Origin of the sequence: Clostridium sp. BIOML-A1 (assembly GCF_009874105.1) — a bacterium.
Taxonomy (GTDB): domain Bacteria; phylum Bacillota; class Clostridia; order Lachnospirales; family Lachnospiraceae; genus Coprococcus.
On sequence record NZ_WWTL01000001.1, the window covers coordinates 93,487 to 105,471 of the forward strand.

The following is an 11,985-nucleotide window of genomic DNA, read 5'->3' on the forward strand; positions in this document are numbered from 1 at the left end:
GAGAGGAAGAAATTAATAAGTCAATATTGTGCAACAAATTTATAAAAATAATGTAAGAAAAACGGATGGACAGATAATATAATAACATTATCAGGTATAATAAATTATATACCAAATAAAAAGGAAAAGAGGAAATGAGAATGATAAAAAAATACACATATGGTAATCCGTTTTTTACAGAATCGGTTGTTGCGTCATTTGAGGCATCGGAAGGTATGCCTGAAGTTGGAACAGTAAATCTGGATAATGGCTTTTCATTTCTTTATGATATGAAAGCAGAGGATGCAGTATATGGACTTGGTGAAGCAAATCGTGGAATCAACAAAAGAGGATATAAATATATAAGCAATAATACAGATATTCCGAATCATCATGAGGATGTTTATTCTTTATATGCATCTCATAATTTTGTTGTTATATCCGGCGAGAGAACATTTGGATTGTACATAGATTATCCGTCTTCGCTGGTATTTGATATCGGATATACTAAGATGGACGAACTTCATATTTTCTGCGATAAAGCAGATTTGGATCTCTATGTGATCACAGGCGAAAGTATATATGATATTGTAAAACAATTCAGACAAATGATAGGAAAAAGTTATATTGCTCCAAAGTTTGCTTTTGGTTTTGGACAGAGCCGTTGGGGCTATAAGACACCGGAAGATTTTGCTTATGTTGTGAAGAAATACAGGGAGAATCATATTCCGATTGATATGGTATACATGGATATCGATTATATGGATCATTATAAAGACTTTACGATAAATGAAGCATTTGGTGATTTTTCTGAATATGTAGAAGAGTTGAAAAAAGAAAATATACGCTTGATCCCGATTATTGATGCGGGAGTGAAGATCGAAGAAGGATATGATGTGTATGAAGAAGGCGTAGCAAACAATTATTTCTGTAAAAGAGAGGACGGAAGTGATTTTGTTGCAGCTGTATGGCCGGGATACACACATTTTCCGGATGTATTGAATCCGGAAGCAAGAAAATGGTTTGGCGGGAAATATAAGCTTCTTACAGATGCAGGGATTGAAGGCTTCTGGAATGATATGAACGAACCGGCAATTTTTTATACACCGGAAGGTGTTTGTGAAGTGAAAGAGGCAATGCGGGAATTTATTGATAAAGAAGAATCCGTGGATGATGTCTGGGGAATCCGGGATATGGTAGCAGATCTGGCTAATAATGCCAAAGACTATGCTTCGATGTATCATAATATGAACGGAAAGATGGTGCGTCATGATCAGGTACATAACCTTTTCGGTTATAATATGACACGGGCAGCAGGTGAAGCACTTCGAGAGATCTGTCCGGAGAAAAGATGCCTGTTGTTTTCCAGATCATCTTATATCGGAATGCATCGTTATGGCGGTATCTGGACCGGAGATAATAAATCCTGGTGGTCCCATATCCTATTGAATCTGAAAATGCTTCCATCATTAAATATGTGTGGTTTCTTATATACAGGAGCAGATCTGGGCGGATTTGGCTGTAATACGACCAGGGATCTTTTGCTCAGATGGCTTGCACTTGGTGTATTTACACCGCTGATGCGTAATCATGCATGCCTTGGCACAAGAGAGCAGGAGTGTTATCAGTTTGAGCAGATTGAAGATTTCAGACATATCATAGGTGTTCGTTATCGGTTGCTTCCATATATTTACAGTGAATATATGAAGGCTGCTTTAAATGATGAAATGATGTTCAAACCGCTTGCATTTGAATATCCGGAAGATCGTATGGCGGTAAATGTAGAAGACCAGCTTATGCTTGGTAATGAGATTATGATCGCACCGGTATATACACAGAATGCAATCGGAAGATATGTTTATCTGCCGGAGGATATGATGCTTGTCCGTTTCAAGGCTGAGGGTGATATTGAACAGACCGAGATGAAAAAAGGACATCATTTTGTAGAAGTGCCGTTGAATGAAGTGATTTTATTTATTCGGAAAGGAAAATGCATTCCTCTTGCTGACTTTGCCGAGTGTGTTGCGGATATTAATACGAAGAAGCTGCAGTTACTTGGGTATGCGGGAAGTAGTTATCAGTTGTATGATGATGATGGATTTACAAGAGAATGTAATTTGAAGATGTCCCGTGTAATTTTCAATAATTAGTAACAGGATATCAGATAAAAGAAAAAGGCAATCGATTATGATTGCCTTTTTTGATGCGGATAACAGGAGTTGAACCTGCACGTCTGTTGACACTAGAACCTAAATCTAGCGCGTCTGCCAATTCCGCCATATCCGCAGAGTTTCTTCTATATATAAAGAACAGAAGAGTAGATATAAAAAAATCAGATATAAAATTATATCTGAAATTTTAATGAGCCATCGGGGACTCGAACCCCGGACAACTTGATTAAAAGTCAAGTGCTCTACCGCCTGAGCTAATGGCCCATATAAATTAAGTTTTTGACTGGGCTAGCTGGATTCGAACCAGCGAATGCAGGAGTCAAAGTCCTGTGCCTTACCGCTTGGCGATAACCCAAAAGCATCGCTTAATATGCGATAAAGAAAAGGGTGGATAGAGGGACTCGAACCCTCGGCCTCCAGAGCCACAATCTGGCGCGCTAGCCAACTGCGCCATACCCACCATATAAGTGAAACATCCATATGGAACAGCAGTAGTGCCACAGAATGAAACAAATAAATGTGCCCGAAGGGATTCGAACCCCCGACCCACGGCTTAGAAGGCCGTTGCTCTATCCAGCTGAGCTACGGACACATTTTAAATTCCCGCTATAAATATTAGCGAAAATAAAGAGCGGGTGATGGGAATCGAACCCACGTATCTAGCTTGGAAGGCTAGTGTTCTACCATTGAACTACACCCGCATGATTGCTTAACAGTGTTTAGATTTATGATTATCTAAGTCGGGGTGACAGGATTCGAACCTGCGACCTCTTGATCCCAAATCAAGCGCTCTAGCCAAGCTGAGCCACACCCCGGAACAAAGTGTTTGTCGTTTTTTATGTTCGCCATATCTCTGACGCAAGACATATTATACATAAACACCCCCTTGATGTCAACAATAAATTTTATTTTTTTTATATTTTTTTTGACAGAGCGGATTTTATAAGGTTTTAAGCCGCTTCCCAGTATTCGTTTTTTTGAATATTATATATGGATTGATGATAATTTCATATATTTTAGCATTAATTTAAAGTTTTCGAGGTCTGGCAGGTATGTATCTGTTGCATATAGATCTTTTAAAAAAATCGGATAAAAATTGAATCGGGTAACAAGCTGTGCTATAGTAAGGGCTGCGACAGTTTAATTAAGGAAAGAGAGAATGGAATGAGTGATTTTTTATTTAGTATAAATGCGACAGTGCCGATCTTTCTGGTGATCCTGTTGGGGTGGTTTCTGAAACGGATTGGGCTGATCAATGATGAATTTGCAAATATAGCAAATAAATATGTGTTTAAGGTATCCCTTCCGGTGCTTTTGTTCCGGGATATCGCAACAACCTCGGTATTAAAAGACGTAAATATGAAATTTGTGGCGTTTTGTTTCTTTGGAACTTTTATTATGTTTGCATGTGCATGGTGCTTTGCAAAGATATATTGCCGGGATAAGACGATGGTCGGAGCATTTGCGCAGGCATCGGCAAGAGGCAGCGCGGCGGTGCTTGGAATTGCCTTTGTAGAAAATATCTGTGGAAGCTCAGGGATGGCTCCGCTTATGATCGTTGCGGCAGTACCATTGTTCAATATCCTGTCTGTTATTATGCTGACCTTTGGGGGCAGAGATAATATCCATGGTTCAGACGGAATTAAAACGGCATGCATTAATATTTTAAAGAATCCGATCATAATCGGTATCGTACTCGGAGTTCCGTTTTCATTATTTAATATTACGATTCCGGCGATCCCGATGAAGACGATCAATTATATAGCACAGACGGCGACTCCGATCGCATTGATCGCCATAGGAGCTGGTTTTAATACAAAAGCGGCACTGGAGAAAATGAAGCCTGCGGTTACAGCAGCTCTTATGAAGCTGATTGTATTTCCTTTGATCTATATGCCGATTGCGATCAAGCTTGGGTTTGCACCGAGTGAGTTGGCAGCAATATTGATCATGACAGGCTCACCATCCACGGTAACCTGTTATATTATGGCTAAGAATATGAATAATGATGAAGTCCTGTCGTCAAATGCAATCGTGCTGACAACTCTGTTTTCATCGATCACGATAACGGCATGGGTATATGTCCTTCGCGTTATGGGATGTATATGACAGAAGCAATAATAGAAATCCTTGAATATACAGAACTGGGATTAAATAAGAAGTAATGAATACAGAGAATAAATGAAAAGATTAGGATAATATAGAAAATTAAAATACAGAGAATGGAGAAAGAAGATGAAAAATATAGTTTTGATCGGAATGCCGGGATGTGGAAAGAGTACGATAGGTGTGGTACTCGCCAAGGTTCTTGGATTTGATTTTGTAGATGCAGATGTGTTGATCCAGAAGAAGCATGGTAAGCTGCTTCGTGAGTTGATAGCGGAATACGGAGATGATGGGTTCCTTCAGATAGAAAATGATGTAAACAAAGAAATTGACTTAAAGAATACGGTTATTGCAACCGGAGGAAGTGTCGTATACTGTGATGAAGCCATGCAGCATTATGTAAAAAATGATATTGTAGTATATATCGAGCTTCCATATGAAGTGATCGCTTCCAGACTGGAAAATGTAAAACGACGTGGCGTAGTGTTAAAGGATGGTCAGACTTTAAAGGATCTTTATAAAGAGAGAATCTTATTATATGAAAAATATGCACAGATCACGGTAAAAGCCGAGGGGCTTTCCGTAGAAGAACTAATGGATACGATTGCAGAAAAAGTGTTGGCATATGAGAACACACATTAATGTGAAGAACAAGCGCAAACAGCATAGATCCAAAGTAATGGTATGAATTTGGAAATGTGCAGCGGGCTTATGAGGTACTAAAAACAGATTGGAAAAACGACTTCTGAACAGCAGAATGAAATATTTGGCGAAAGCTGAAAAAATATCTGCACGGAAGTCGTTTTTTATATTGACGAAAATGGATGTATCCAATATAATCTATTTTGTGGTTTAAAACGTAGAACTTTAAAGTTACTTGACTTCAACGCAATAAAGTAAAATGAGCCGGATTATATCAGAATTCGAAAATCAGAAATTATAAGATGCGCTATTGTTGGTGGAAAGTTGGCTGTAAAATTCTGCGAATACAAAAATGAGAAGTGACGGGAGGTCGACATGGTTATTAAAGTGATTATGCTTGTTGTATTCTTTGGCATAATGATCGGTGTAGGATTTTATGCAAGAAAACAGGCGACAGATGTGAACGGATTTGTACTGGGAGGAAGAAGCGTAGGCCCGTGGCTTACAGCATTTGCATATGGTACATCCTATTTTTCGGCAGTTATTTTTATTGGATATGCAGGACAGTTTGGATGGAAATACGGAATTGCATCCACATGGATCGGTATTGGAAATGCGATCCTTGGATCACTGCTTGCATGGGTAGTGCTTGGCAGAAGAACCAGACTGATCACGCAGAAGCTGGATTCCAGAACAATGCCGGAATTCTTTGAGAGAAGATATAACAGCAAATCCATGAAGATCATTTCTTCCTGGATCATATTCATATTCTTGATCCCATATACGGCTTCATTGTATAATGGTCTTTCCAGATTGTTTGGAATGGCATTCGACATTGATTACAAGATCTGTGTTGTTGCTATGGCAGTTCTTACCGGTATCTATGTAATCGTTGGCGGATATATGGCGACAGCGATCAATGACTTTATTCAGGGACTGATCATGCTGGTTGGTATAGTAGCAGTTATCTATGCAGTATTAAACGAGAGAGGCGGTCTTACAGGTGCGTTAGACAAGCTGGCTCGTGTAAATGATCCGGCGGTTTCGGACACACCGGGTGTATTTGCATCCTTCCTTGGACCGGATATCTTCAATCTGGTATGTGTTGTCATTTTAACCTCACTTGGAACATGGGGACTTCCTCAGATGATCCAGAAATTCTATGCGATCAAAGATGAGAAGTCAATTAAGACAGGAACGATCGTATCTACTTTATTTGCTACGATCGTAGCCGGAGGATGTTATTTCCTTGGTGGTTTTGGACGACTGACTGAGACGGATGTAGCAACAGAAGGATTTGATGCGATCATTCCACACCTGCTTGAGAATCTTCCGGAAGTATTGATGGGACTGGTGGTTATCCTTGTATTGTCTGCTTCGATGTCTACCTTATCTTCATTGGTTCTGACCTCAAGCTCCACACTTACGATCGACTTTATCAAAGCATCGATCGCACCGAAAATGTCAGAGAAGAAGCAGGTTCTTACAATGCGGATCATGCTGGTAGTATTTATCGCATTATCAGCGGTCATTGCAGTCATTCAGTATTCCAGCAAAGTGGCATTTATCGCACAGCTTATGGGTATCTCATGGGGTGCGATCGCAGGTGCCTGTTTGGCTCCGTTTTTATATGGTCTGTACTGGAAACGTACGACAGTGGCAGCCTGCCTTGTAAGTTTTATCTGGGGCGTTGGTATCATGACACTGAACTTTATCAGTAATACATGGCAGTTATTTAGTTTTCCACAGGCATTACAGTCACCTGTAAACTGTGGTGCAGCAGCGATGATCGGTGGATTGATCCTTGTTCCGGTCGTCAGTCTGATCACAAAGAAACCGGATCAGGAGCGCGTAGAGGAGATCTTCTCCTGTTATGAAGCGACAGTAACCGTACCTCAGAAGGAAGCATTGGACTAATATTATTCAAAAAATATACATAATATGTATAAAGCCGGCAGACAGAAAAACATTCTGTCCTGCCGGCTTTAACATTTGTGTGAAATGCGTAAAAATGTGTTTGTACAAGAGCTTTTTGAATGTAAAATCAGTTTTCAAAACAGAAAGAAAGTATACGAACATATTAAAAATAGAATAAAAAAATAAATATCAAAATAATTTTTTGTATATTTATTAATTAATGCTTGAATATTATGCATAATAACTGTATAATCATGGAAGATTATACGAACTGTATTTTCCTATGAAAGCGGTTGACGGAAGAAAATGCAGAGAGTAAGATAAATGAATGTGTAGAAATACAAATAGGACGATGGCTGTAACGGAAAATGACCGGTCGCAGCAGATTGGAGTAAGATATGATAAAAGCAGGAATTATTGGTTCAACCGGATATGCCGGTCAGGAAATAGTAAGAATTCTTCTTGGACATAAGGATGTGGAAATAGTCTGGTATGGTTCCAGAAGTTTTATAGATAAGAAATATTACGAAGTATTTGGAAACATGTTTCAGATCGTGGATGCAACCTGTCTGGGCGAGAACATGGATGAACTGGCTGAGAAAGTGGATGTTATTTTCACTGCAACCCCACAGGGCTTATGTTCTTCTCTTGTAAATGAGGATATCTTATCAAAGGTTAAGATCATTGATCTGAGTGCGGATTTCAGAATTAAGGATGTTGCTACTTACGAGAAGTGGTACAAGATTGAGCATAAGAGTCCGGAATTTATCGATGAGGCCGTATATGGTCTGTGTGAGATCAACAGAGATAAGGTAAAGGGATGCAGACTTCTGGCAAATCCGGGCTGTTATACAACCTGCTCCATTCTTTCCTTATATCCGCTTGTAAAAGAGAAGCTGATCGATCCGAATACGATCATTGTAGATGCTAAGTCCGGTACATCAGGAGCAGGACGAGGAGCAAAGATCCCGAACCTGTTCTGTGAGGTAAATGAAAGCATTAAGGCATATGGAGTAACGACTCATCGCCATACACCGGAGATCGAAGAACAGCTTGGATATGCATACGGCAGTCCGATCATGATTAATTTCACACCACATCTGGTTCCGATGAATCGTGGTATTCTGGTTACGGCATATGCTTCATTAAAAGAAAAGGTAGATTACGATACTGTTCGTGCTGCATATGATAAATATTATGCAAACGAGAGATTTGTCCGTGTTCTTGACAAGGATGTATGTCCGGAGACACGTTGGGTAGAGGGCAGCAATTATGTAGATGTCAACTTTAAGATTGATGAAAGAACCAGACGTATCATTGCAATGGGAGCACTTGATAATCTGGTAAAGGGAGCAGCCGGTCAGGCAGTTCAGAATATGAATATTATGTTTGGACTTCCGGAAGAAGAAGGACTGCTGATGGCTCCGGTATTCCCATAAAGAGTAACGGCATCGGATATCGTGGAAGAACAGATGATATAAGGCGGTGATCGGTATGGAGATCATTTCCGGCGGAGTGACAGCTCCAATCGGATTTCTGGCAGCAGGTATGCACGCCGGAGTAAGAAAAAATAAAAAGAAAAAAGACATGGCATTGCTAGTCAGCAAGTGCCCGGCGAAGACAGCTGGAGTATTTACACAGAATGTAGTCAAGGCTGCACCTGTTATGTGGGACAAAGCATTATGTGACGATATCGGCTTATGTCAGGCACTGGTTGTAAACAGTGGAGTGGCAAATGCATGTACCGGAGAAGCAGGAGATGTTGATGTGGCGCATATGGCAGAGCTTGCGGCAGCAGAACTTCAGGTACCGGCTGATCAGGTTGCGGTTGCTTCGACCGGAGTAATAGGTATAAGGCTTCCGATGGAGACGATCGCGCATGGAATCCGCGAACTTTCAGGGATGCTTTCCGATGATTTGGAAAGTGGAAGTCATGCGGCGGAAGCCATTATGACGACCGATGTATATAAGAAAGAGATCGCGGTAAAGCTGCAGATCAAGGGGAAGACAATTACCGTCGGAGGCATGTGCAAAGGTTCCGGTATGATCAATCCGAATCTTGGAACGGTGCTTGGATTCCTGACAACGGATCTGAATATCAGTCAGGAGTTATTGCAGAAAACACTGAGAAATGATGTCATAGACACTTATAATATGTTATCTGTCGATGGGGATACTTCAACGAATGACACCGTTATGATATTTGCAAATGGCATGGCAGGAAATGATGAGCTGCTTGAAACGGATGCGGACTATCCGGCATTTGCGGAGGCACTTCGATATATCAATACCTACTTCGTGAAGCTGATCGCAGCGGACGGAGAGGGAACGACGAGGATGTTTCAGGTACAGGTAGCAGGGGCGGAATCCAAGGAGGGCGCAAGAAAGCTTGCAAAATCCGTGGTGACATCAAACCTTGTAAAATGCGCCGTATACGGTTCGGATGCGAACTGGGGACGTCTGGTGTGCGCGATGGGACAGAGCGGGATCGCTTTTGATCCATATAAGGTAGATATTATAATATCCAGTGAGGCCGGTTCCTTAAAAATAGTTGAAAACGGGGTCTGTACCGATTATGATGAAGAAAGAGCGACGGAGATCCTGTCGCCGGATCAGGTATGTTTTCATGCGGATATGCATGCCGGTACAGAGACAGCTTCCGCGTGGGGCTGTGACCTTACATATGAATATATCAAGATAAATGCAGAGTATAGAAAGTGAGGAAGTAAATAAGATGGTAAAGGGAGATTATACAGTAGATCAGGTAATATCAAAAGCACAGACACTGATCGAGGCTTTGCCTTATATCAAGAAATTTCAGGGGAAAACAATTGTTGTAAAATATGGCGGAAGTGCTATGTTGGATGAGAATCTGAAATATAATGTGATTGAAGATGTTGCATTATTAAAGCTGGTTGGACTGAAACCGGTTATCGTGCATGGCGGCGGTAAGGAGATCAGCAAATGGGTAGAGAAGATTGGAAAAGAACCTGAATTTATTAATGGACTTCGTGTAACAGACGGGGAGACAATGGAGATTGCCGAGATGGTATTATCCAAGGTAAATAAGAGTCTTGTCAGCATGATGCAGAAGGTTGGTTTAAAGGCTGTGGGTATCAGTGGAAAGGATGGTGGACTGTTTACCGTTAAGAAGCGTCTGCCGGGTGGAAAAGATATCGGTTATGTAGGCGAGATCACAAAGGTTGATACAGAGGTGATCGATGCACTGGTCGATCAGGATTTTATACCTGTTATCGCCCCTATCGGTGTCAGTGAAGAATATGAGGATTATAATATTAATGCTGATGATGCGGCATGTGCTGTTGCAACAGCATTAAAGGCAGAAAAGCTGGTATTCTTAACAGATATTGAAGGTGTATTTATCGATCCGACAGATAAGTCTACCCTGATCTCAGAAATGGATATCCATGAGGCAAAGGATATCATTGAGAAAGGTGTTGTCGGCGGTGGTATGCTTCCAAAACTTAATAACTGTATCACAGCCATGGAAAATGGTGTATCAAGAGTTCATATTTTGGATGGTCGCCTGAAGCATTGCCTGCTTCTTGAGTTCTTTACTCAGAAGGGTATCGGTACTGCAATCTTAAAAGAGCCTCTATTCTAAATGATAATTTTAGTAATACAAAAAAATAAAACAGAAAAAGATCGGAACTGTGTGGTAATAATGAGAAAAACCAGGAACTACAGTTCCGGTCTTTTTTCTATTTTACTATTGTAAAAGGAAAAGAAGTTCGTTAAAATGGAAATGTGTATGGTCATATCGGCATATACAGGAGGTTATGCAGATATGATGAAGGGAAAAAGAAAAAATGCCGGCTGTATTTTATTCAGGGCGATAGCCGGTTTTATGATTATTTTCATGCTGTCGGGCTGTGGAAATGACCACGTTTCCTATGAGCCTGCAGATGTGACAGATGATGCAGATGTACAGGTGACAGAGCAGCAGACAGATGAAAGTTCGGCAACATCGGAAAATACAGGATATGTATATGTCTATGTGTGTGGTGCTGTTAAGCAGGAAGGGGTATACCGGCTGCCGGAAGGCTCCAGGATCAATGATGCGCTGCTTCTTGCGGGCGGACTGACTGAGGATGCGGCTTCGGGTGTCTTAAATCTGGCAGAACCGGTTCAGGATGGACAGAAGCTTTATTTTCCAACGAAGGATGAAATGGAGAATCAGCAAGGTGTTCCGGTAGACAGAACATATACGGATGGTCAGGCGAATAATAGTGAACAGTCACAGAAAATAGATATCAATACGGCTGATAAAGAACAGTTGATGACACTTTCCGGTATCGGAGAGGCGAAGGCAGAATCAATCATCCGATATAGGGCGGAGCATGGAAATTTTGCACAGATCGAAGATATTACAAATGTAGACGGGATTGGCGAGAGCCTTTTTCAGAAGATAAAAGAATATATATATGTTAAATAAAGATATAGGGGTGTAATCGTATGAAAAAAGTACTGGTTGTAGATGATGAAAAATTGATTGTCAAGGGATTGAAATTCAGTCTGGAACAGGATGATATGGAAGTCGATGTCGCCTACGATGGTGGAGAGGCATTTGAAAAAATAAAGAACAATTCATATGATATCGTTCTTCTTGACATTATGATACCGGTATATACAGGAATAGAAGTCTGTCAGATGGTGCGTGAGTTTTCCAATGTCCCGATCATAATGCTTACAGCAAAGGGAGAGGACATGGATAAGATCATGGGGTTGGAATATGGAGCAGATGATTATATCACAAAGCCGTTTAATATCCTTGAGGTTAAAGCAAGAATAAAAGCAATTCTCAGACGAAGCGGTAAGAAGGCAGAACCTGTAAAACCTGTGAATATCATGGAAATTAATGGTATGAAGGTAGAGCTTGACAGCAGACGGGTATTTGTTCATGGAAAAGAACTGAATCTGACAGCAAAAGAATTCGATCTTTTGGAATTATTAATGGCACATCCGAATAAAGTATATTCAAGAAACGAACTTCTTGATACTATATGGGGAAGTACATATCCGGGAGATGCCCGTACCGTGGATGTCCATGTTCGAAGACTCAGAGAAAAGATCGAAGATAACCCGGGAGAACCGGTATATATCCATACGAAATGGGGCGTCGGCTATTATTTTAAAGGCTGATATTTGC

At 40.8% G+C, this 11,985-nt stretch carries 9 protein-coding genes and 7 tRNA genes; 9 read left to right on the top strand and 7 right to left on the bottom strand.

Features of this window, described 5'->3' with window-relative positions:
* The first annotated feature begins 140 nt into the window (after positions 1 to 140).
* The gene (locus GT641_RS00415) at positions 141 to 2,129 is read left to right on the top strand and encodes a TIM-barrel domain-containing protein (protein WP_161116553.1); all 1,989 of its coding nucleotides are present in this window, start codon (positions 141 to 143) and stop codon (positions 2,127 to 2,129) included.
* 54 nt (positions 2,130 to 2,183) lie between these two features.
* Here GT641_RS00415 and GT641_RS00420 read toward each other — a convergent pair.
* The 7 genes from GT641_RS00420 to GT641_RS00450 all read right to left on the bottom strand — a co-directional run bounded on the left by GT641_RS00420 (position 2,184) and on the right by GT641_RS00450 (position 2,965).
* Positions 2,184 to 2,265: transfer RNA gene (locus GT641_RS00420), tRNA-Leu, on the bottom strand.
* Between the two features lie 76 nt (positions 2,266 to 2,341).
* Positions 2,342 to 2,414, bottom strand: a tRNA-Lys gene (locus tag GT641_RS00425).
* 19 nt (positions 2,415 to 2,433) lie between these two features.
* Positions 2,434 to 2,505: transfer RNA gene (locus GT641_RS00430), tRNA-Gln, on the bottom strand.
* A gap of 31 nt (positions 2,506 to 2,536) precedes the next feature.
* Positions 2,537 to 2,610 (bottom strand) — tRNA-His (locus tag GT641_RS00435).
* A gap of 58 nt (positions 2,611 to 2,668) precedes the next feature.
* Positions 2,669 to 2,742, bottom strand: a tRNA-Arg gene (locus GT641_RS00440).
* Between the two features lie 38 nt (positions 2,743 to 2,780).
* Positions 2,781 to 2,851, bottom strand: a tRNA-Gly gene (locus GT641_RS00445).
* Between the two features lie 39 nt (positions 2,852 to 2,890).
* Positions 2,891 to 2,965, bottom strand: a tRNA-Pro gene (locus tag GT641_RS00450).
* Positions 2,966 to 3,314: 349 nt separating this feature from the next.
* Here GT641_RS00450 and GT641_RS00455 point away from each other — a divergent pair.
* From GT641_RS00455 to GT641_RS00490, 8 genes are all read left to right on the top strand, one after another.
* Entirely contained in the window at positions 3,315 to 4,259 is a 945-nt protein-coding gene (locus GT641_RS00455; RefSeq protein WP_008401306.1) for an AEC family transporter, read from the top strand.
* 126 nt (positions 4,260 to 4,385) lie between these two features.
* Positions 4,386 to 4,898, top strand: coding sequence for a shikimate kinase (locus GT641_RS00460; RefSeq protein WP_008401307.1), 513 nt, complete (start codon positions 4,386 to 4,388; stop codon positions 4,896 to 4,898).
* Positions 4,899 to 5,273: 375 nt separating this feature from the next.
* On the top strand, positions 5,274 to 6,815 hold the full coding sequence (locus GT641_RS00465; RefSeq protein WP_119962940.1) for a sodium:solute symporter family protein: 1,542 nt from the start codon (positions 5,274 to 5,276) through the stop codon (positions 6,813 to 6,815).
* A gap of 398 nt (positions 6,816 to 7,213) precedes the next feature.
* Positions 7,214 to 8,254 carry an N-acetyl-gamma-glutamyl-phosphate reductase gene (argC, locus tag GT641_RS00470; RefSeq protein ID WP_161116554.1) on the top strand — a complete coding sequence of 347 codons (1,041 nt, stop codon included), beginning with the start codon at positions 7,214 to 7,216 and terminating at the stop codon, positions 8,252 to 8,254.
* 55 nt (positions 8,255 to 8,309) lie between these two features.
* On the top strand, positions 8,310 to 9,536 hold the full coding sequence (gene argJ, locus GT641_RS00475) for a bifunctional glutamate N-acetyltransferase/amino-acid acetyltransferase ArgJ (RefSeq protein ID WP_119962941.1): 1,227 nt from the start codon (positions 8,310 to 8,312) through the stop codon (positions 9,534 to 9,536).
* Positions 9,537 to 9,549: 13 nt separating this feature from the next.
* Entirely contained in the window at positions 9,550 to 10,440 is an 891-nt protein-coding gene (gene argB / locus GT641_RS00480) for an acetylglutamate kinase (RefSeq protein WP_044945251.1), read from the top strand.
* Positions 10,441 to 10,623: 183 nt separating this feature from the next.
* Positions 10,624 to 11,271, top strand: a complete 648-nt coding sequence (locus GT641_RS00485) for a helix-hairpin-helix domain-containing protein (RefSeq protein ID WP_161116555.1) — start codon at positions 10,624 to 10,626, stop codon at positions 11,269 to 11,271.
* 20 nt (positions 11,272 to 11,291) lie between these two features.
* A complete protein-coding gene (locus GT641_RS00490) occupies positions 11,292 to 11,978 on the top strand; it encodes a response regulator transcription factor (RefSeq protein WP_008401318.1) in 687 nt (228 codons plus the stop codon).
* Positions 11,979 to 11,985: the final 7 nt, after the last annotated feature.